The following is a 21066-nucleotide window of genomic DNA, read 5'->3' on the forward strand; positions in this document are numbered from 1 at the left end:
TTGCTCCCGCGCCCCGATCCGGCGACAACCGGCGCGCATGGATTCCTCCGTTCCCGCTACAGCTGACTCCCATATCTGCGATGTGCTGATCGCCGAGCGCGCGCCGCGTTTGACGCGCTCCTGGGCCTGGCCGATCGTGCGGCCGGCCCTCTACAAGCTGCTCAACTACAAGGCCGCGCGGCGAATGGCCGAGGGGGTCAAGGGTCTCTCGGGGCAGGGGGCGTTCGACTATATGTCCGACCTGCTGGACCTGAAGGTCTCGACCCTGAACCTTGAACGGATCCCGGCGACGGGCCGCTGCATCATCGTCTGTAACCACCCGACCGGCATCGCCGACGGAGTCGCGGTCTATGACGCCATCAAGCAGCGGCGGTCCGACGCCATCTTCTTCGCCAACGCCGACGCCCTGCGGGTCTCGCCGCGTCTGGGCGAGATCGTCATCCCGGTCGAGTGGGTGGTCGACAAGCGCACGCGCGAAAAGACCCGCGCCACCCTCGACGCCGCGAAACAGGCCTTCGAGGGCGAGCGCTGCGTGGTCATGTTCCCGGCCGGACGTCTGGCCCGGGTCGGCAAGGACGGCTCGGTGACCGATCCCGAATGGGCGCCGACGGCCGCCTCCATGGCGCGCAAATACGATGCGCCGGTGGTGCCGATCCATGTGGCGGGGCCGACTTCGACCCTGTTCCACCTGTTCGACAAGGTCTCGCAGGAGCTGCGCGACATCACCCTGTTCCACGAACTGCTCAACAAGCGGAAGAAGGCCTTCCAGCTGAAGGTCGGCCTGCCGATCCCGCCGACCCGGCTCGACATCGATGCCGCGAAGGCCACCTACGGTCTGAAGGCCTTCACCGAGCGGGTCCTGCCCAGCCAGCCGGACGCGGAGTTCGCGTGAGCGCTTCCCATACGATCAGCCTCGCCGACGCCGAGGCCACGGCGGCGCTGGGCGCCCGCATCGCTCCCCTGCTGCGGCCGGGCGACGCCGTCCTGCTGTACGGGCCGCTGGGTATGGGCAAGTCGACCCTGGCGCGCGGCCTGATCCGGGCCCTGGCCGGACCGCACGAGGATGTGCCGTCTCCGACCTTCACCCTGGTCCAGTTCTACGAGACCACCCCGCCGGTGGCCCATTTCGACCTCTACCGTCTGAGCCGCGCGGACGAGGCCTTCGAGATCGGGCTGGACGAGGCTCTGGACGACGGCGTGGCCCTCGTCGAATGGCCCGAGCGGCTCGGCGAGGACGTCAGCTGGCTGATCGGCGAGAACCGCCTGTGTATTACGCTCTCGGAAGAGGGTGACGATCCCGAAACCGCCGGTCGTCTTGCGACCGTTCTTGCCGCAGGATCGTGGGAAACGAGAATCGACCATGCCTTCGCCTGACCGTGAGCTTCAGCGTCTCGACTTCCTCAAGGCCGCAGGGCTCGGGGACGCCGCGCGTGCGCCCCTGCCGGGCGACGCCTCGACGCGGCGCTATGAACGGCTGACCGCGACGGACGGGACCTCCCTGATGCTGATGGATCAGGTCGCGGCGGCGGAGAGCCCGCCGTGCGATCCGTCGTGGTCGCCGGAAGAACGCAAGGCCAAGGGCTGGAACGCGGTCGCCCGCCTGTCGGCCGGGCGGGTCGAGGCCTTCGCGGCCGTCGCCGACCATCTGCGCGGTCTGGGCCTGTCGGCGCCCGCCATGCCCGCTCTGGACGCGCCCGAGGGGCTGGCGGTGCTGGAGGATTTCGGCGACGCCCTGTTCGCCCGGGTGATCGAGGCCGGCGAGGATGAAACGCCGCTCTATCTGGCCGCCATCGAGGCTCTGGTCCGGCTGCACCATGCGGGCAATCCGCCCGAGGTCCTGTCGGGTCCTGGCGGGGACTGGCCGCTGCTGACCTATGACGCCACGGCGCTGCAGGGCGGGGCGGATCTGTTCGTCGAATGGTTGCCGAAGCTCGATGCGGCCCTGTCATTCGACGCGACGGCTCTGGCCGAATGGGCCGAGGCCTGGGCGCCGATCACGGCGGCGGGGGAGGCGGGCGCCGTCGTCATGGCCCACCGCGACTATCACGCCGAGAACCTGATCTGGCTGCCGGAGCGCGAGGGCGCCGCCCGGGTCGGGATGATCGACTTCCAGGACGCGGTCAGGGCTCACCCCTCCTGGGATCTGCACTCCCTGCTTCAGGATGCGCGGCGCGACGTCTCTCCGGCGCTCGAAGCGCTCGCGCTCGATCGCTATTTCGACCTGCGTCCCGAGCTCGACAGGGTCGAGTTCATGAAGGCCTATGCCGGTCTGGCGGCTCTGAACGAGGCGCGGATCCTCGGCATCTTCGCGCGTCTGATCGTGCGCGATCACAAGCCGAAATACGCCGCCTTCATGCCGCGCATGTGGGCCCATCTGAACGCCAATCTGAAACAGCCGGGGCTGGAGACGGTCGCGGCCTGGTTCGACAAATACGTCCCGGCGGAGAGCCGTAAATGAGCGCCGTGCCGAAGACCGCCATGGTGCTGGCCGCCGGGCTCGGCACCCGGATGCGGCCCTTGACCGACGACCGGCCCAAGGCCCTGGTCGAGGTCGGCGGCCAGGCCCTGATCGACCACACCCTGGCCCGGCTGGCCGAGGCGGGTGTCGAGCGGGCCGTGGTCAACGCCCACGCCTTCGCCGACCGTCTGATCGCCCATCTGGGCGGCTATGACGGCCCGCTGGAGATCGTCATCTCCGACGAACGCGAGCATTCCCTGCCGCTGGAGACGGGCGGCGGCATCAAGGCGGCCGCGGCGCATCTGGGCCAGGCGCCCATCCTTGTGGCCAATATCGACAGCGTCTGGATCGAGGATCAGGAACCGCCCGCGACGGCGATCCGTGACCTCTGCGCCGGCTTCGATCCGGAACGGATGAGCTGCCGGCTGCTGCTGGCCCATATGGCGCGCACGACCGGCTTCGACGGCGCCGGCGACTTCATGCAGGCGGATGACGGCAAGCTCACAGCCCGGCGCACGGCGAAGGCCGCCAGCGCCCCGCTGAACTATATGGGCGTCCACATCGTCGATCCGCGTCCGATCTTCGCCTGGCCCGAAACCGAGTTCGGCCTGTTCCCGGCGGGCGGCGGCCTGTGGGGCGGCTGGGAGGCGGAAGGGCGGCTGTACGGCCTCGTCATGGAGGGCGACTGGATGCACGTCGGCGACCCCGAGGCCCGCGACGTCGCCGAGGCGCGGCTTTCGCGAGACAAATGACCGGGCGGTTTGATCCCTTCGCGGGCGCGGGTCCACGCTGGCTGACGATTCCGGCCCACCGGCCCTTCCTCGAGGATCTGGCGGCGGGGGTGCTGGACTGGCTGGGCGACGCTCCGCCCGAGACCCTGAGCGACGCCGTCATCCTGTTGCCCAACCGGCGCGCGGCCCGGGCCTTCGGCGCGGCCCTGTCGCGGCTGAGCGGCGACAGGCCCATCCTGCTGCCGCAGGTGCGGCCGCTCGGCGATCTGGAGGAGGATGAGCCGCCCTTCGCGCCGGGCGAGATCGGCCTCGACCTGCCGCCCGCCATCGCCCCCCTGACGCGCCGGTTCGAGATGGCGCGGATGATCGCCGAGGACCTGAAGGACGAGTTCGAGGACGCCCTGACGCCGCTGCGGGCGCTGGAGCTGGCCGACGCCTTCGCCGGCTTCCTCGATTCCTGCCAGATCGAGGAGATCGCGGACCTGTCGGCGATCGGCGGGCTCGTTCAGGCCGATCTGGCCGAGCACTGGCAGGTCTCGGCGAAATTTCTGGGGCTGGCGGTTCAGGCCTGGCCCGACCGGCTGGCGGCTCTGGGACTGATGGACCCGGCCGAGCGTCGGGCGAAGCTGCTGCGGCTGCTGGCCCAGCGCTGGGACGAGGCGCCGCCCACCGGGCCGGTCATCGCCGCCGGTTCGACCGGTTCGGCCCCGGCCGCCGCCGCCGTGCTGAAGGCGGTGGCGAAGGCGCCGCAGGGTTGCGTGGTCATCCCCGGCCTGGACGCGAACCTCGACCCCGCCGTCTGGGCGACATTGGGCGATGAGGAACAGCATCCTCAGAACGCCCTGTGGCGGCTGCTCGATTTCGCGGAGGTCGAACGTGAGGCTGTGCGGCCGTGGTTCCAGCTGCCGACCGCGCCTGCCGTTCAGGCGCGCGGTCTGGCCCGGGCGCGGCTGATCAATGAGGCCCTGCGACCGGCCCGTGCGACCAGCGACTGGCGCGATGAGATCCGGCGCATCCGCGAGGCCGCCGCGCCCGTGCAGGGCGCCGATCCGATCGCGCTGGGGCTTGAGAACCTCGGCGTCATGACCCTGCGCGCCGAGGAGGATGCGGCGGCGACCCTCGCCCTGATGATGCGCGAGACGCTTGAGGTTCCGGGCAAGACCTGCGCCCTCGTCACCCCCGATCTCGACCTTGGGCGACGCGTGGCGGCGCGGCTGGAGCGGTGGGGGATCGTGCCCGACTCCTCGTCCGGCGCGCCTCTGTCCCGGATGCCTGCGGGTGTGCTGATCGATCTGGCCGCGCGCTGGATCGCCGATCCGCTCAAGCCGCAGACCATCCTCGCCCTGCTCAAGCATCCGCTGGTTCGCATCGAGATGGAGGAGGCGGACGCCGCCGTCCGCGCCTTTGAGAAATACGCCCTGCGCGGGCCGCGCGGGCGCCGCTGGACCGATCTGCATCGCAATCTGCAACGCGCGGCCGAGCCGCGCGAAGGGCAGAACCCGCCGTCGGAACACCGGCTGAAACGACTGGGTCAGGCGCGCGAACTCTGCGACCGGCTGGAGGTCCTGTCCGCCGAAGCCATCGCCGTCTTCACGCCCGCCGCCTCGCTGGAGGCCGCCGCCGTCGCCCTGACCCGACTGATCGAGGCCATGGCCGGACAGGACGCCTGGGCCGGTCCTGACGGCGAGAACGCGGCCTCGGTCCTGTCCGGTCTGATTGAGGGCGGGGCGGCGCTGGGCGAAGTGAAGCCCGCCGAACTGGCCGAGCTGATCCAGAGCCTGCTGGCCGGCGCCACGGTGCGGACCGGCGGCGCGACCCATCCGTCCCTGCGCATCCTCGGAGCTATCGAGGCCCGGCTGGTGCGGGCCGACCGGATGATCCTCGCCGGGCTGGAGGAAGGCGTCTGGCCGGGCCCGGCGCCGACCGATCCCTTCCTCTCGCGGCCGATGCGGAAAGCCCTCGGCCTGCCGCCGCCTGAACGGCGTCTGGGCCAGACGGCGCAGGACTTCGTTCAGGCCGCCTGCGCCGATGAGGCGATCCTCGTCCATGTCGATCGGCGCGGAGGCCAGCCTGCGGTCAAGTCGCGCTGGCTGTGGCGGCTGGAGATGCTGACGCGCGGCGCGAACAGCGAAGCCACGCCGGTAGTGCTGGAACGGCCCTTGGCGGCGGCCGGGATCGCCCGTGCGCTGGACGCCCCGCCGCCGGGTCCGGCCCGCTACGCGCGTCGTCCGGCCCCGACCCCACCTGTCGATCGTCGCCCGCGCGAGATGCCGGTGACCGGCGTCGAACGCTGGGTCCGCGACCCCTATGCCGTCTATGCCCAGCGCATCCTTGGTCTGAAGAAGCTCGACCGGCCGGGCGCCGACGCCGAGGCCATGGCCCGCGGCAATGCGATCCATGCCGCCATCGAACGCATCGTCGTCACCTGGCCCGAGGCCCTGCCGTCCGACTGCGCCGTCCAGATCGAAGGCTTCATCCGCGAGGCCATGACCGAGGCCGGGTTCGAGGACCACGTCATGGCCCGCGAGGCCCCGCTGGCCCGTAACTGTGCCCTGTGGCTGGCCGACTGGGAACGCGAGCGACGCGCGCGCGGCGCGACCCTGCTGATCGAGCAGTCGGGCCGGGTGCGTTTCCCGGCGCCCGGTGGCGACTTCGTTCTGACCGCCCGCGCCGACCGGATCGAGCTGGACGCCACGGGCGCCGCCGTCATCGACTTCAAGACCGGCGGCACGCCCAGCGTGAAACAGGTGGCCCAGGGCTATTCGCCCCAGCTGACCCTGACCGCCGCGATTCTGGCCGGGGGCGGTTTCGCCGAGGCCCCGCCGACCGAGGCGACCGAACTGCTCTATGTCCGCGTCACGGGCCGCAAGGTTCCGGGCGTGGTGATCGAGGCCTCGAAAACCTCGAAGAACCAGCCTCTGGAGGCCGCCGCCCTCGCCGACGAAGCCTTCGAGAAGCTGAAGGAATGGGTCGCCCATTTCGATGAGGAGACGACCCCTTACGCTTCCTGGCTGGCGCCCCAGTTCATGGGGACCTTCGGCGGCAACTACGACCATCTGGCCCGCGTCTGGGAATGGCACGTGGTCGGCGGCGAGGAAGGGGAGGCGTCGGAATGACCGATCTTCTCGCTGAGGCGCGCGCCCATCAGGTCACGGCGGCCGATCCCGACCTGTCGGTCTTCGTTACGGCCAACGCCGGATCGGGCAAGACCACCACCCTGGTCGACCGGGTGGCGCGGCTGCTGCTGCGTCAGGTCGAGCCGGGCGAGATCCTGTGCGTCACCTACACCAAGGCCGCCGCCGCCGAGATGCAGGCGCGGCTGTTCGAGAAGCTGGGCGCGTGGGCCGTCGCCGACGACCGCAAACTCAGCGAGGAGCTGGCCAAGCTGGACGGCCGCGATCCGGCGGCCCTGACCGGCGCGAACCTGTCCGACGCCCGCCGTCTGTTCGCCCGCGCGCTGGAGACGCCGGGCGGGCTGAAGATTCAGACCATCCATGCCTTCTGCGAAAAGCTGCTCAAACGCTTCCCGCTTGAGGCCGGGGTTTCGCCGGGGTTCCGCGTACTGGAGAACGAGGCGGCCATCTCCCTGTCGCACGAGGCGCGCGAGGATCTGGCGCGGGCGGCCCTGGCCGACCCGGACGGCCCGATTGGTCAGGCCTATGCTCATTTCGCGGTCGAACTGGACTGGGGTTCCTTCCACGACCTGCTCGGCAAGATCGAAAACGAGCGCGGCGCCCTGACCGATTATATCGCCCGGGTTCAGGCCGGCGAGGCGCCGACGCCGCACGCCCTGACCGGCGCCGATCCGGAGCGGACGCCGGATGATATCGAGGGCGACTTCCTCGACTGGATCGACGGTTCGGAATGGGAGCGGGTCGCTGACGGCATGGCCACGGGCTCGGCCAATGATCAGAAGGTGGCGGCCTCAATGGACGCCGTCTCACCGGCCAACTGGTCGGTTGCGGCCATGGCCCCGATCTTCCTGACCACGGCGGGCGAACCGCGAAAGAGCATGGGCACGAAGTCGGCCCCGCCCTGGGCTGTCGAATTCCTGGTCGATCTGCAGCTCAAATATCTGTCGGTGCGCGACGCCCTGCGCGCGGCGCGGGTGGCGGACGACACGGTCAAGGCCCTGACCCTGGCCCAGGCCCATGCCGCCCTCTACGACATCGCCAAGCGGCGGCGCGGCGCGCTCGACTTCTCCGATCTGGTCGTGAAGACGGTCGAGCTCCTGACGAAGAAGGCCAATGCCGCCTGGGTGCTGTTCAAGCTGGACGGCGGCATCGAGCACGTCCTGATCGACGAGGCCCAGGACACGGCGCCCGAGCAGTGGGATATCTTCAAGGCCCTGACCGAGGAGTTCTTCGTCGGCGCGGGAGCCGAGCGGCGCGGCCCTGTGCCGGAGAGTGCGCCCCCTCGCAGCGTCTTCGTCGTCGGCGACCAGAAGCAGTCGATCTATTCCTTCCAGGGCGCCCGGCCCGAGCGGCTGCTGATCGAGGCCCAGGCCTATGAGCGCCAGATCCGGGACGCCGGCGGCCAGTTCCGGCAGGTGCCGCTGGAGACTTCCTTCCGCTCGACCGAGGACGTGCTCAAGTTCGTCGACGCCGCCTTCGTCGGTCCGGAGCGGACCCGGGCTCTGGCGGGCGAGACCGGCGACATCACCGTCCACAGCGCGGCCCGCGTCGGCCAGCGCGGCAGTGTCGACCTGTGGCCCCTGTTCGAGGATCCGGCGGCCGAGGACCGGCCCGCCTGGAACGCCCCGGTCGACAAGGAGGGCAGCTTCAGCGGCCGCAAACGCCTCGCTCAGGCCCTGGCGCGTGAGGTCAAGCGGCAGGTCGAGAGCGGCGTCGCCGTTCATGAGCGCGGTACGGGTCTTCGGCCCGCGAAATACGGCGACTTCCTCGTTCTCGTGCGCCGCCGCGACGCGACCTTCGAGGAGATCATCCGGGCGCTCAAGACCGAAGGCGTGCCCGTCGCGGGCGCCGACCGGTTGAAGCTGTCCAGCCATATCGTCTTCGACGACCTGATCGCCCTGGCCCGTTTCGCCCTCTATCCGGAGGACGACCTGTCGCTGGCCGAGATCCTCCGCAGCCCCCTATGCGACGTGACGGACTTCGGTGACGCGCACAGCCTCTATCCCCTGGCGGACGCCAAGGGGCGGGAAGGGCGCGGTCTGTGGAGCGAGCTGAAGCGGCGGGCGCATGAGCATCCGCAGTGGAGCCGCGCGCGCGACCTCTTGCAGGCGGCGCTGGCCGACCGGGATCGCGATCCCTTCGCCTTCTTCTCCGGCGTCCTGAACCGCGTCGATGCGACGGGTCAGTCGGGTCGCGCGCGTATCCTCGCCCGGCTGGGTCGCGAGGCCGAGGAGGCGATTGACGAGACCCTGGCCCAGGTCCTGAACGCCGAACAGCGCGGCGGGAGCGATCTGGAGACCTGCCTGTCGCTGCTCGAGGCGGCGGACGTCGAGGTCAAGCGCGAGATGGAGGGGGCGCGCAACGAGGTCCGCGTCATGACCGTCCACGGCGCCAAGGGGCTGGAGGCGCCTGTGGTGATCCTGCCGGACACGACGTCGCGGTCGAAGCCGCAAGGGCCCACCCTGATGCCGGCCCTGTTCGATCAGAACCGTCCCGAGCTCGGCGAAGGCTGGCTGATGTGTCCGGGCCGGGCGGGCGACGACTGCGAGGCCTCGGCCCGGGCGCGGCAGGCGCGGATCGACCGCACCGACGCCGAGGCCCTGCGCCTGCTCTACGTCGCCCTGACCCGGGCCCGCGACCGGCTGATCGTCATGGGCCGCGCCCTGAAGCGGCCTGAGGTCGGCTATGAGGACAAGAGCTGGTGGAGTGTGATCTCCGAGACGGTCCAGAGGCTGGGCGAGACGCAGCCGGGTTCAGTTCGCGATATCTCCGGGCCCGGAGGTGAGAGGGTCCTGCGCTACGGCGTCGATCCGGAAACGGTTCCGCTCATCGCGACCGAACAGGCCGTAGCCGCCATCGTCCCCGACTGGGCCCGAACCTCGCCCGCGCCTGAGCCCGGCGCACGTCTGGCGGCGCCGTCCAAGATGGACGAAGCCCTGCGCATCCCCGCGCCCTCGCCCCTAGCAGAGACGGGCGGCCTTGGCCGGTTCCGGCGCGGCGACCTGATCCACCGGCTGCTGGAGCGGCTGCCCGAGATCGCCTCCGCCGATCGGCCCGACGCCGCCGTCCGCATGCTGGCGCGCGAACGCGGCCTCGACGACGTCCAGAGAGCCGAGATGATCGACGCCGCCTTCCGGGTGTTGAACGATCCCCGGTTCGCGCCCGTGTTTGGTCCCGGTTCACGGGCGGAGGTCGCCCTGACCGGCTCGGCTCCCGAACTGAACGGCGTCTCCATCTCGGGCCGGATCGACCGGCTGGTGATCACGCCCGAGCGTGTGCTGGTCGTCGACTACAAGTCCAACCGCCCGGCTCCCGACGCCATCGAGGGCGCCGACCCGGCCTATGTGCTGCAGCTGGCGGTCTATGCGGCGGTGCTGAAGCGGCTCTATCCGGATCGCGCGGTCGAGGCGGCCCTGGTCTGGACCGACGGGCCGAAGCTGATGCCGGTCCCCGAGGCGATGATGGAGGCGGCGCTAAACACCCGTTGAACTGGCCGGGAATCACCCCACATCTGCACCAACGGTCACCCTCGACCATCACACCAACCCCGCGCTCAAGCAGCGAGGTCCCGCGGACCGAGCGCTAGCGCCCCAAGGAGCCATAAAATGGCGACGGTAAAAGTCACCGACGAAAGCTTCGACGCCGACGTCCTGAAATCCTCCACCCCGGTCCTCGTGGACTTCTGGGCGGAGTGGTGCGGCCCCTGCAAGCAGATCGGCCCGGCTCTGGAACAGATCGCCGACGAGCTGAACGGTCAGGTGACCATCGCCAAGGTCAACATCGACGATAGCCCGATGACCCCGTCCAAGCTGGGCGTGAAGGGCATCCCGACGCTGATGCTGTTCCGCGACGGCCAGCTGTCCTCGCTGAAGGTCGGCGCCATGCCCAAGGGCAAGATCGTCGAATGGCTGGCCGAAAGCGGCATCAAGGCCTCAACCGCCGCCTGATTTCTGACCGCTGACTGATATCGAACGCCCGGCGGTCCCGCGACCGCCGGGCGTTTTGCTATTTCGGCCAGGTTTCGGGCGCCGCGCCCAGAACCTCGCCGGCCAGATACAGCGAGCCGCAGATCACGATGCGTCCGGCGCCGAGCCTGAGCGCCCGGTCCAGCGCCGCCTCCACCGAGGGGGCGGCCTGCGCCCCCAGTCCGTGACCGCGCGAGACCGCCGCCAGGGCTTCCGGATCCGCCGCCGCGCCGTCGAAGGCGACCGTGAAGACGTGGGCGCCCGAATCCTTCAGCGCCTCGAAGAAGCCGGCGGAATCCTTGTTGGCCAGCATGCCGACGATAAGGGCCAGCGGCATCGGCGCCCGGGCCTCACGCAGGGCGATGGCGGCGGCCAGGGCGCGCGCAGCGTGGGGATTATGCCCGCCGTCCAGCCACAGCTCGGCGCTCGCCGCCCGGGCCTTCTCGCCATAGGGGCCGGTGGTGAGCCTTTGCATCCGGGCGGGCCAGACCGCCTTGCCCAGGCCCTCGACGATGGCGGCCTCCGGCAGGTCCAGCTCGAGGGCGGCGGCCACGGCCAGGCCCGCATTGTCGATCTGGTGGCCCCCGGCGAGTGCCGGGGCCGGCAGGTCGAGGAACCGCTCCTGATCCTGATAGACCATGCCGCCACGCTCGCCCCAGGCGTCGAAATCCACGCCCATGACGGTCAGGGGGGAGGGTTGTCCGTTTACGGACGATCCGGCCACGGCCTCGATCACCGCCATGGCTTCTTCGGACTGGCGGGCGACGATGCCGCGCGCCCCGGCCTTGAGGATGCCGGCCTTCTCGGCGGCGATGCCGGTGATCGAGGTCCCGAGGAACTCGGCGTGATCCATGTCCACCGGGGTGATCACGCTCAGCAGCGGGCGTTCGATGACATTGGTGGCGTCCAGGGTCCCGCCCAGTCCGACCTCGATGATCGCCAGATCCGCCGGAGTCTCGGCCATGGCGACGAAGGCCGCGGCCGTGGTGCTCTCGAACACGGTCGCCTCGACGCCGCGAACGGCCTCGATCCGGTCGAGGATGGGGTTGAGCTGTTCGTCCTCGATGAGCCGGCCGGCGAGGCGGATGCGCTCATTGAAGCGGACCAGATGGGGAGAGGTATAGGCGTGGACCCTGAGGCCCGCCGCCTCGGCCATGGCGCGGATGAAGGCGACGGTCGAGCCCTTGCCGTTGGTGCCGGCGACATGGACGACGGGAGGCAGGCGAAGCTGGGGGTTGCCGAGGACCGCGCAGAGGGTCCGCATCCGGTCCAGCGACAGATCGATCTTCTGCGGGTGGCGCAGACGCAGGCGTTCGGAAATCGGGTCCATGGATCACCCTAGCGCAATCACGCCCGGGTCGCCCACGGTGGAAGGCGAGGTTTTAGCCCAGGATGAGTTTGAAAACGCCGACCCAGACCGCGACCGAGCCGAGCGCGGCCGCGCCGAAGGCGATCAGAGGCGAGGTGAGGGCGATGCGCGGACGGCGCTTCGCGACGACCGCCGGAGCGGCCTCAAACCCGACATGCAGTTTTTCGGCGGATGCCCGCATCAGACAGAACTCCCCAACACAGGGTCATCCTGGGGTCACGACATTGAGATATTCGTAAAGGGCGTGGTTAAGCGTCCGGCGGCCCGCGTTAAGGTTTCAGGCCGCCTTCGGCTGGTTCTGCGCGCCATTCCAAAAATGGGACAGCAAGGCTGAAAATATCTGTTTTTTCAGAGGCTTTGCTGTGAGAGAACTGTGCTTCAATTGTAACATACCCTCGTTCTTTTCGTCGGTCGCGGGATTCGTCTTGCACTGCACCATCGGGCGCGGCTTAACATGTCGGTAACTGGTTTTGGCGCGTGAGAGGTTAGCGAGGGGCATGTTCGACACCGTGTCGTCCGATCTGCGTCCCACTTCCCGTCCGGCCCCTTCGGCTCCGGGCGCCGCTCCCGTGATTTCCGCCCGCCGCCGTCTCTCCATGATGCTCAAGCGTCTGTTCGACGTCTTCTGCGCCCTCGGCGCCTTGATTGTCCTGGCGCCGGCCCTGATCGCCATCGCCGTCGCGGTCGCCCTGGAATCGCCGGGCCCGGTCCTGTTCCGCCAGCGCCGCACCGGTCAGGGCGGCAAGGTGTTCCGGATCATGAAGTTCCGCACCATGACGGTGACCGAGGACGGCGACGTCATCAAACACGCCAGCAAGAACGACAAGCGCGTCACCCGCATCGGCGGCTTCCTGCGTGAAACCAGCCTCGATGAACTGCCGCAGCTGTTCAACATCGTGCTCGGCGACATGTCGGTGGTGGGGCCGCGTCCGCACGCCCTGGCCCACGACGCCCACTACGGCGCCCTATTGCCGCGCTACGCCGACCGTTTCGCCGTGCGTCCCGGCCTGACCGGTTTCGCCCAGGTCCAGGGCCTGCGCGGCGAGATCCACGATCTGGACTGTATGGCCCGCCGCATCGACGCCGACTGCCAGTACGCCGCTAGCTGGTCCTTCCGCAGCGACCTGATGCTGATCCTGCGCACCGTTCCCATGCTGGTGAAGCGCGTCAACGCCTACTGAGGCGTCTCGCCGGACCGTTCCGGGGATGAATTTTCAAGCCTTTGCCCCAACAGCCAAGTTGAACGGCGGCGGTCGTCTTCCCAATTGAACGTCTCCCTCCCGGAGACCTCCCATGACTGACAGCGCCACCCCCGTCTGGTTCATCACCGGCTGTTCGACCGGCTTCGGCCGCGAACTGGCCGTCGCCCTGATCGACAAGGGCTACCGGGTGGTCGCCACCGCTCGCAATCCCGACGACCTGACCGATCTGGCGACGGCAGGCGGCGACAAGGTTCTGACCCTGAAGCTGGACGTCACCGACGCCGGTCAAGCCGAGGCGGCGGTTCAGGCGGCACAGGAACGCTTCGGCCGCATCGACGTCCTCGTGAACAATGCCGGCATCGGCTATTTCGCCGCCATCGAGGAGGCGGAGGAGGCGGAGGTCCGCCGCATGTTCGAGATCAACGTCTGGGGCCTGATCCGCATGACCCAGCTGGTCCTGCCGGGCATGCGGGCGCAACGCTCGGGCACGGTGGTCAATATCTCCTCCATGGGCGGGCTGCGCGGCTTCCCGGCGGTCGGTCACTACAACGGCACCAAGTTCGCGGTCGAAGGCCTGTCCGAGGCCCTGTCGGCCGAGGTCGCGCCGCTCGGCATCAAGGTCCTGATCGTCGAGCCCTCGGGCTTCCGCACCGACTGGGCCGGCCGCTCGGCCAATGAGTCCAGCATCACCATCGACGACTATGCCGAGACCGCCGGCGCCCGCCGCGCCGCCATCCGCGGCTATTCCGGCGCCCAGCCGGGCGATCCCAAACGGGCTGTCGCGGCGATCATCCAGGCGGTCGAGGCCGACAACCCGCCGCTGCGCCTGCTGCTCGGCAAGACCGCCCTGGCCATGGGCCGCCAGAAGATCCAGATGATGAAGAAGGACTTCGACGCCTGGGCCGAGGTCACCGAGGGCGCCGACTTCCCCGACGGCGAGGGCTGAGCGGGGTCCTGAAGCGACGGTCCGGCCAAGACCTGACGCCGGGAACCCGCCGCCGTCCCGTTCGCTCCTGTCGCTCAACGTCACACGCGGACGGCAGGAGCGGACCATGAGCATTCTCGGCAAGATTCTCGGCGGCATCTTCCACAAGAAGGAGGCGCCGCCCGCCGCGCCGGTCCCGGGCCAGGTCGCTGCGCCGGCGCCTGCCCCCTCGGCCATTCCGCCGATCGACGCCTCGGTCGCCAGCGCGCCCCAGCCCGCTCCCACGCCGATGGCGGTGGACGTCGCCGGCATCCTCGACTTCAAGAACAGCGTGCGCGACCAGAAGCTGAACTGGCGCACCTCCATCGTCGATCTGATGAAGCTGGTCGGGCTGGAAAGCTCCCTGGCCGAGCGCAAGGAGCTGGCCGGAGAGCTCGGCTACACCGGCGACACTTCCGACACGGCGACGATGAACATCTGGCTGCACAAACAGGTGATCCAGAAGATCGTGGACAACGGCGGCCAGCTGCCCCGGGACATGACGCCCTAGGGGTTCGAAAGCGTACCGTTAACGGAACAGGATGGCGTCCGTGAGGTTGCAATGGGCTGACCTTAAGGAGGCCCGTGTATGAACGCCGCCGACACCGCCGCCAAGGCGGAAGCCACCGACCATCTGCTCAAGGCCGTGATCGCCCTCCTGACGGTGCGTGATCCGGAGTTCCTGAACCATCTCAACCAGATCTTCGCCCTGGCCGACATTCACGACAGCAAGATCAGTCGGATGCGGCCCGAGGCCTGGGCCGAGGTCCGGCGAGAAATCCAGATCGTCCACGCCTTCGTGCAGGGCGAGGACGAGACGATCGGCGCCGCCCAGTCCGAGATCAAAATCGCGCATTGAACCCCGCTCGTGTTCGCTATCCGTCTTACTCGCGGTAAGACGGTCGCATGAGCGATGTGGACGTTGATTCCGGCGAGCCCCCCTGGGAGGAAGACCTTCCCGAGCGGGACGAAAACACCGACGACATGTTCGGTGCGCCGTCGCCTGCGCCCGCCGCCGCGCCGGCTCCTCTTCCGCCGCCCGTCCCGGTCAGCACCCCCGCGCCCGTCGAGGGGGAAGGCGAGGCCTATACGGTTCTGGCCCGCAAATACCGGCCCCGCACCTTCGAGGACCTGATCGGCCAGGAGGCGATGGTCCGCACCCTGACCAATGCCTTCGCCACGGGCCGGATCGCCCACGCCTTCATGCTGACCGGCGTCCGGGGGGTGGGCAAGACAACGACTGCCCGCCTGCTGGCCCGGGCCCTGAACAACCAGACCGAGGTCATCGACCGCCCGTCGCTGGAGCTCAGCGCCAATGGCGTCCACGACGCCGCCATCATGGCCGGCCAGCATATGGACGTCATGGAGATGGATGCGGCGTCCCACACGGGCGTCAACGACATCCGCGATATCCTCGAGAGCGTCCGGTACGGCCCCGTCGAGGCCCGCTACAAGGTCTATGTGCTCGACGAGGTGCACATGCTGTCCAACCAGGCCTTCAACGCCCTGCTGAAGACCCTGGAAGAGCCGCCGCCGCACGCCAAATTCATCTTCGCCACCACCGAGATCCGCAAGGTGCCGGTGACCATCCTCAGCCGCTGCCAGCGCTTCGACCTGCGCCGCGTCGAGCCCGAGGTGCTGGTCGAGCATCTGGGCCGGATCGCCGTGAAGGAGGGGATGAAGGTCGAGGACGACGCCCTGGCCCTGATCGCCCGCGCCGCCGAGGGCTCGGTCCGCGACGGTCTGTCCCTGCTGGATCAGGCCCTGGTTCAGGGCGAACGCGGCGAGACGGTGAAGACCGAGATCGTGCGCGACATGCTGGGTCTGGCCGACCGCAGCCAGACCATCGCCCTGTTCGAACAGATCATGGGCGGCCGCACGCCCGAGGCGCTGGAGACCTTCCGGACCCTCTACGGCTACGGCGCCGATCCCATTCAGGTGACCAACGACCTGCTCGAGCACTGCCACGCCGCCTCGGTGGCGAAGATGCTGGGCCCGAACGCGACCCGCCTGCCGGCCGATCAGGCCAAGACGCTCGCGGCCATGGGCGCGGCCATCTCGGCCGGGACCCTGTCGCGGACCTGGCAGATGCTGCTGAAAGGTCTGGAGGAGGTGCGCCGCGCCCCGAGCCCGGCCGATGCGGTCGAGATGATCATCGTGCGTCTCGCCTACGCCGCCGACCTGCCGGCGCCCGAGGATGCGCTCAAGAAGCTTCAGAACGGCGAACCGCTGGGTGGCGGAGCCGGCGGTCCGTCCCGAGGCGGCGGCGGTGGCGGCGGAGCTTCCGCGGCGCTCGCGCCCCGTCCTGCCCCTCAGCCCGCCCTGCCGGATCCCCAGACCTTCGAGGCCACCGTCGAACTGATCGGCCAGAGGCGCGAGATCGGGCTGCAGCTGGACGTGCAGCGCTACGTCAAGCCGGTATCCTTCAAGCCCGGCGCCATTGTCTATGAGAGTGTTGAGGGCGCGCCGCTGGATCTGGCGCGGCGTCTGGCCTCGCGTCTGCGCGAATGGACCGGTCGCACCTGGCTGATCGCCGCCAACGGCCAGGGCGGCGGCGAGACCCTGATCGAACAGGAGAAGCGCGGCCGGGCCGAACTGCGGGCCGCCGTCGAGGCCGACCCCTTCGTCGCCTCGATCATGGCCGCCTTCCCGGGCACGGTGATCGCCAATATCGTCGAGGCCCCCAAGGTCGCCCTGCCGTCGATCCCGGACGAAGCCGGCGACGAGGACGACGACGACTGAAGTGATCCTCCCCCAACGGGGGAGGGGGACCCCGAAGGGGTGGAGGGGGCTAGCCGCGCAAACCGCGTCTGGATCGCCCCCTCCGTCACGGCGCGAAGAGCGCCGCGCCACCTCCCCCAGGGGGGGAGGACTTGATCAGAGGATCTTCGCGGCCGTGTCGAAGTCGAGACGCGGCGAGCGCGGGAACAGGTTCTCGTCGGTGCCGTAGCCCAGGTTGATCACGAAGGACGGGACCCAGCTGCTGTCAGCCAGGAACTCGGCCTTCACCCCGGCTGCGTCGAAGCCGATCATCGGGCCGACGTCGAGGCCCAGGGCGCGGGCGGCGATCATGAAATAGCCGGCCTGGAGCGAGCTGTTGAGCACGCCCGGCGTCTTGCGGGCCTCGGTGTCGCCGAACCAGTCCTTGGCGCCCGGATTGTGCGGGAACAGCAGGGGCATGTGTTCGTGGAAGTCGTTGTCGAAGGCGACCACGACATTGACCGGGGCTTGCAGCGTCTTGGCGCGGTTGGCTTCCGACATGAAGGGCGCCAGACGCGCCTTGGCCTCGGGCGAGGTGATGAACAGGAAGCGGGCCGGGGTGCTGTTGGCGGCCGTCGGGCCGTATTTGGTCAGCTCATAGAGTTTGTGCAGCTGCTCGGTCGAGACCGGGCGGTCGCTGAAGGCGTTGCGCGTGCGGGCTTCGGTGAACAGCTGGGCGAGCGCGGTCTCGTCGAGCGCAGCGTCGCGGGTGGAGGCGTCATAGGCCATTGGAAGGCGTCCTGATTTAAACAGCAACAATCGTGGTTGCAAAATAGGCGTCCTTGCCCGCACTGCAAGCAAGGATTTGGCAATTCTGGGTTTCGCTGGGCGAACGCCGGCGATTTGGCAAGAGCGAACTCTCCGGTCTTCACCCCTCTGTCGCTATGGCCGGCTTCGTCCTATCTAGGGGGCATGAAAGACCTCAACGCCCTGATGCAACAGGCTCAAGCGATGCAGCAGAAGCTGCAGGACGCCCAGGCCAAAATGACCGAAACCACCGCCGAGGGCACCTCCGGCGGCGGACTCGTCACCATCGCCCTCAGGGGCGCCGGCGAAATCACCTGCGTGAAGATCGACGACAGCCTGCTGGTGTCCGGCGAGGGCGAGATCCTGGCCGACCTGATCGTCGCCGCCCACGCCGACGCCAAGCGCAGGCTGGATGAGATCAACGGCGAGCTGATGCGTCAGGCCGCCGGGCCCCTGGCCGGAATGAACATCCCCGGCATGCCGAAGCTGTTCTGATTGGCCGCCTCCGCCGGACCCGAGATCGAACGCCTGATCGCCCTGCTGGCCAAGCTGCCGGGGCTGGGTCCGCGCTCGGCCCGGCGCGCGGCCCTGCAACTCCTGAAGCGGCGCGAACAGCTGCTGCTGCCGCTCGCCGCCGCCATGGCCGAGACGGCGGAGAAGGTCGTGTCCTGCTCGGTCTGCGGCACGCCGGATACGCGCGACCCCTGCTCGATCTGTTCGGACCCGAACCGCGACAACGGCCTGATCTGCGTGGTCGAGGAGGCCGGCGCCCTGTGGGCCATGGAGCGGTCGGGCGCCTTCCGCGGCAAATACCATGTGCTGGGCGGGCTGCTGTCCGCACTCGACGGGATCGGTCCCGAGGCCCTGCGCGTCGCCGAACTCGTCGGCCGGGCCAGGGCGGGCAATGAGACCGGCGCCGGGGTTCGCGAAGTCGTTCTGGCCCTGCCCGCCACCGTCGACGGCCAGACCACGGCTCACTATCTCGCCGAACGGCTGACCGGCAGCGGAGTGGAGGTGACCTCCCTGGCGCGCGGCGTCCCCGTCGGCGGCGACCTCGACTGGCTCGACGACGGCACCATCGTCCAGGCGCTGCGGGCGCGACGGCCGGCCTGACCTTTTCGCCGGCCCCGACTCCGTCTAGGAACGGAGCATGAACATGCTGATCCCGATCCTCGCCGGCCTCGCCCTTCTTCTGGGGCTCGCGTTTCTGTGGGCCTTCACGGGCTGGCAGAAGGCCAATGCGGCCCTGACCTCGGCCAATGACCGGATCGCCCTCGTCGAGGAAAGCCGCACCACCCTGGCCGATCTGATGAAGGCCCAGGCCGCCCAGTCGGCCCAGGCCGTCGCCGACCAGATGGTCACCCGCGCCACCGAGACTTTTCAGGCCCAGGACCGGTTCGCGCGCGAGCGGATCGAGGCCCAGCTCAAGCCCGTCTCGGAACAGCTGACCAAGTTTCAGGAACATGTCTCGGCGCTGGAGAAGGCGCGCACCGAGGAGACCGGCGGGCTGAAGGAACAGCTGTCGCTGCTGATGACCGCTTCGACCGCCACCCGCGACGAGGCGCGCCGCCTGACCGAGGCCCTGCGCGGCAATACCGGCCGGCGCGGCCGTTGGGGCGAACAGACCTGCCGCAATGTGCTTGAGGCCGCCGGGATGGCGGGCCGGTTCGACTTCACCGAACAGACGTCCGAGATGAACGACGAGGGCCGGCAGTCGCGGCCCGACTTCATCGTCAAACTGCCGGGCGGCGGCATGTTCGTCATCGACGCCAAGGTGTCGCTGGCCTTCGCCGACGCCTCGGACGGCGACGAGGAGGCCCAGGCCCGCGCCGCCTCGCTGCGCACCGCCGCCAGTATGAAGACCCACGTCCGCCAGCTGTCGTCCAAGGCCTATCAGGACCAATTCAAGCCCAGCCCCGACTTTGTGGCCATGTTCGTGCCGGGCGACGCCTTCCTGTCGGCGGCGCTGGATCACGAGCCGGACCTGATGACCCAGGCGATGGAATCGCGCGTGGTCATCGTCACCCCGACCACTCTGTTCGCCCTGTGCAAGGCCGTGGCCTACGGCTGGCGGGCCGAGGAGCAGTCGAGGAACGCCGATGAGGTCGCCCGTCTGGGCAAGGAGCTCTACAAGCGGCTCTCGGCGATGGGCGGCCACGCCGCCTCGGTCGGCAAGGCGCTGGACGCCGCCGTGGGCCGCTACAACCAGTTCGTCGGTTCGCTGGAGAGCCAGGTCATGGTTCAGGCCCGCCGCTTCGAGGACCTGCAGGTCGACCACGAAGGCCGCGACCTGCCCGAACTGGCCGCCATCGACCAGTCGCCGCGCGGCATCAGCCGTCCCGAACTGATCGCCTCCGACGAGGACCGCAAGCTGATCTGAGGGGGGGGGGGGGGGGGACAAGGTCGCTTGACTTCGTTCGGCGGCGTTGTAAAAGACCCTTGTCACAAAGACCGGGGTGCTTGTCATGTTTATGGAAGGTCGCGGGCGGCAAGGTCCGTTGGCGCGCTACGGCCGGGTCATGGGTGTCAGCGCCCTGGCCGGCGGCGTCGCGGGCGCCGGTTCGGCGATTGTCGGCCTCACGACTCCCGACGGAAGCTGGCTCAGCGCCGTGCTGGTCGCGGTCGTCGTGGCCTTCGCCATGGGGATCGGTCTCTGGGCCAGCCTCAAATGGTGGCAAGGCCTCGATGAGGCGGCGCAGGAGGCGCACAAATGGGCCTGGTGGTGGGGCTCCACCGTCGGTCTCGCCGTCGCCGGCGTCCTGTTCCTGACCCTGCTCTACGGCACGGGGCCTCAGGGCGACGCCTCGGTGAAGGCCGGGCTGATGATCGGCGCCGCCATCGTGGTGGGCTGTCAGGTCGTCGGCTACGGCGTCGCATGGGCCTTCTGGTGGCTGAAGCGGCGGTGACCCGATGAACAATCGTCTCAAGGTCCTGCGCGCCGAGCGGAACTGGAGCCAGGCCGATCTGGCCGAGCACCTCGGCGTCTCGCGCCAGACCGTCAATGCGCTGGAGACAGGCCGCTACGACCCCTCCCTGCCTCTGGCCTTCAAGATCGCCAAGGTCTTCGGCCAACCCATCGAATCCATCTTCTCGGAGTGAGATCATGACCGCTTCGCCCCCCACCCCCCGCTTGCCTGCTCCGAACTCGCCCGCGGTCCGTATCGCCAGTGTCCTGGTCCTCGGCCTGATCGGCGCCGCCGCCGGCCTCGGCATCGCGACCCTGACCAAGGAGACGAACAGCGGCTGGGAAGACACCGTCGCCCTCGGCGCCGGGGCCGCGCCCCTGATCATGGCTGTGATCATCGCCCTGGGCCTGATCACCAGACGCGGTGCGGGCGTCATGAGAGCCTGTGGCGGACTTCAGGTCCTGGTCATGCTGTTGGCCGGGGCGATGATGGTTCTGCCCATGATCGGCGCCCGCCTCGCCGCGCCCGGTGTGGTCATGGCCGGGCTCGCTGTCATGCTGGTGGTCCAGATGGGCGCCAACCTCCTGCTCTGGCGCCGCGCCGACGAGATGCTGCGCCGCATCATGGCCGAGACCGCGACCATGGCCTTCTGGGCCCTGCAGTCGGCCCTGTTCCTCTACGCCGCCGCCGAGCGTCTGGGCCTGATCCACGGCCTGACCGCCTGGGGGATGATGGGCATCCTGATGGGCGTCTATTTCGTCGCCTCGGCTGTCGCCGCCGCCCGCCGCGGCATCCACTGAACCCTTCGCCATCCCCCGAAGCGAACCCAA

General features: G+C 69.2%; 21 protein-coding genes. 18 read left to right on the plus strand and 3 right to left on the minus strand.

Going from position 1 to position 21066, the window contains the following annotated elements; translation table 11 throughout:
* Positions 1 to 37 precede the first annotated feature (37 nt).
* From AC1ROD_RS12630 to trxA, 7 genes are all read left to right on the plus strand, one after another.
* Complete coding sequence (locus AC1ROD_RS12630; RefSeq protein WP_492948616.1) at positions 38 to 892, plus strand: 1-acyl-sn-glycerol-3-phosphate acyltransferase; 855 nt, start codon at positions 38 to 40, stop codon at positions 890 to 892.
* On the plus strand, positions 889 to 1374 hold the full coding sequence (gene tsaE / locus AC1ROD_RS12635) for a tRNA (adenosine(37)-N6)-threonylcarbamoyltransferase complex ATPase subunit type 1 TsaE (protein ID WP_492948617.1): 486 nt from the start codon (positions 889 to 891) through the stop codon (positions 1372 to 1374). The genes AC1ROD_RS12630 and tsaE overlap by 4 nt, the downstream gene beginning before the upstream one ends.
* Entirely contained in the window at positions 1361 to 2458 is a 1098-nt protein-coding gene (gene amgK / locus AC1ROD_RS12640) for an N-acetylmuramate/N-acetylglucosamine kinase AmgK (RefSeq protein ID WP_492948618.1), read from the plus strand. Before tsaE ends, amgK begins: the two co-directional genes overlap by 14 nt.
* Positions 2455 to 3210 (plus strand): nucleotidyltransferase family protein, encoded by a 756-nt coding sequence (locus AC1ROD_RS12645; protein WP_492948619.1) that lies wholly within the window; start codon positions 2455 to 2457, stop codon positions 3208 to 3210. Before amgK ends, AC1ROD_RS12645 begins: the two co-directional genes overlap by 4 nt.
* On the plus strand, positions 3207 to 6305 hold the full coding sequence (gene addB / locus AC1ROD_RS12650) for a double-strand break repair protein AddB (RefSeq protein WP_492948620.1): 3099 nt from the start codon (positions 3207 to 3209) through the stop codon (positions 6303 to 6305). The genes AC1ROD_RS12645 and addB overlap by 4 nt, the downstream gene beginning before the upstream one ends.
* Entirely contained in the window at positions 6302 to 9811 is a 3510-nt protein-coding gene (gene addA, locus AC1ROD_RS12655; protein WP_492948621.1) for a double-strand break repair helicase AddA, read from the plus strand. Before addB ends, addA begins: the two co-directional genes overlap by 4 nt.
* 117 nt (positions 9812 to 9928) lie before the next feature.
* A complete protein-coding gene (trxA, locus tag AC1ROD_RS12660) occupies positions 9929 to 10270 on the plus strand; it encodes a thioredoxin (RefSeq protein WP_207870453.1) in 342 nt (113 codons plus the stop codon).
* Positions 10271 to 10328: 58 nt separating this feature from the next.
* Here trxA and AC1ROD_RS12665 read toward each other — a convergent pair whose 3' ends face one another.
* Both AC1ROD_RS12665 and AC1ROD_RS12670 read right to left on the minus strand, forming a co-directional pair.
* A complete protein-coding gene (locus AC1ROD_RS12665) occupies positions 10329 to 11618 on the minus strand; it encodes a bifunctional folylpolyglutamate synthase/dihydrofolate synthase (RefSeq protein ID WP_492948622.1) in 1290 nt (429 codons plus the stop codon).
* 52 nt (positions 11619 to 11670) lie between these two features.
* Positions 11671 to 11838 (minus strand): hypothetical protein, encoded by a 168-nt coding sequence (locus AC1ROD_RS12670; protein ID WP_492034908.1) that lies wholly within the window; start codon positions 11836 to 11838, stop codon positions 11671 to 11673.
* Between the two features lie 316 nt (positions 11839 to 12154).
* On the opposite strand from AC1ROD_RS12670, the gene AC1ROD_RS12675 reads away from it, so the two are divergent.
* The 5 genes from AC1ROD_RS12675 (at position 12155) to AC1ROD_RS12695 (ending at position 16565) form a co-directional block, all read left to right on the plus strand.
* Positions 12155 to 12838 carry a sugar transferase gene (locus AC1ROD_RS12675; RefSeq protein ID WP_492948623.1) on the plus strand — a complete coding sequence of 228 codons (684 nt, stop codon included), beginning with the start codon at positions 12155 to 12157 and terminating at the stop codon, positions 12836 to 12838.
* A 112-nt stretch (positions 12839 to 12950) separates the two neighbouring features.
* The gene (locus tag AC1ROD_RS12680) at positions 12951 to 13805 is read left to right on the plus strand and encodes an oxidoreductase (protein ID WP_492948624.1); all 855 of its coding nucleotides are present in this window, start codon (positions 12951 to 12953) and stop codon (positions 13803 to 13805) included.
* 106 nt (positions 13806 to 13911) lie between these two features.
* Entirely contained in the window at positions 13912 to 14334 is a 423-nt protein-coding gene (locus AC1ROD_RS12685; RefSeq protein WP_492948625.1) for a DUF3597 domain-containing protein, read from the plus strand.
* 78 nt (positions 14335 to 14412) lie between these two features.
* A complete protein-coding gene (locus AC1ROD_RS12690) occupies positions 14413 to 14682 on the plus strand; it encodes a hypothetical protein (RefSeq protein WP_492948626.1) in 270 nt (89 codons plus the stop codon).
* Positions 14683 to 14729: 47 nt separating this feature from the next.
* Positions 14730 to 16565, plus strand: coding sequence for a DNA polymerase III subunit gamma/tau (locus AC1ROD_RS12695; RefSeq protein WP_492948627.1), 1836 nt, complete (start codon positions 14730 to 14732; stop codon positions 16563 to 16565).
* 135 nt (positions 16566 to 16700) lie between these two features.
* Here AC1ROD_RS12695 and AC1ROD_RS12700 read toward each other — a convergent pair whose 3' ends face one another.
* Positions 16701 to 17312 (minus strand): malonic semialdehyde reductase, encoded by a 612-nt coding sequence (locus tag AC1ROD_RS12700; protein ID WP_492948628.1) that lies wholly within the window; start codon positions 17310 to 17312, stop codon positions 16701 to 16703.
* A 183-nt stretch (positions 17313 to 17495) separates the two neighbouring features.
* Here AC1ROD_RS12700 and AC1ROD_RS12705 point away from each other — a divergent pair, with 183 nt between their 5' ends.
* The 6 genes from AC1ROD_RS12705 (at position 17496) to AC1ROD_RS12730 (ending at position 21036) form a co-directional block, all read left to right on the plus strand.
* Complete coding sequence (locus AC1ROD_RS12705; protein ID WP_492948629.1) at positions 17496 to 17825, plus strand: YbaB/EbfC family nucleoid-associated protein; 330 nt, start codon at positions 17496 to 17498, stop codon at positions 17823 to 17825.
* Positions 17826 to 18443 carry a recombination mediator RecR gene (recR, locus tag AC1ROD_RS12710; protein WP_492948630.1) on the plus strand — a complete coding sequence of 206 codons (618 nt, stop codon included), beginning with the start codon at positions 17826 to 17828 and terminating at the stop codon, positions 18441 to 18443. It begins immediately after the preceding gene.
* Positions 18444 to 18480: 37 nt separating this feature from the next.
* Entirely contained in the window at positions 18481 to 19710 is a 1230-nt protein-coding gene (locus AC1ROD_RS12715; protein WP_492948631.1) for a DNA recombination protein RmuC, read from the plus strand.
* Between the two features lie 85 nt (positions 19711 to 19795).
* A complete protein-coding gene (locus AC1ROD_RS12720; protein WP_492948632.1) occupies positions 19796 to 20236 on the plus strand; it encodes a hypothetical protein in 441 nt (146 codons plus the stop codon).
* 4 nt (positions 20237 to 20240) lie between these two features.
* Positions 20241 to 20429 (plus strand): helix-turn-helix transcriptional regulator, encoded by a 189-nt coding sequence (locus AC1ROD_RS12725; RefSeq protein WP_492948633.1) that lies wholly within the window; start codon positions 20241 to 20243, stop codon positions 20427 to 20429.
* A 4-nt stretch (positions 20430 to 20433) separates the two neighbouring features.
* The gene (locus AC1ROD_RS12730; RefSeq protein ID WP_492948634.1) at positions 20434 to 21036 is read left to right on the plus strand and encodes a hypothetical protein; all 603 of its coding nucleotides are present in this window, start codon (positions 20434 to 20436) and stop codon (positions 21034 to 21036) included.
* The last annotated feature ends 30 nt before the right edge of the window (positions 21037 to 21066 follow it).

The sequence above is a fragment of the Brevundimonas sp. GW821-FHT12E07 genome (assembly GCF_058807035.1).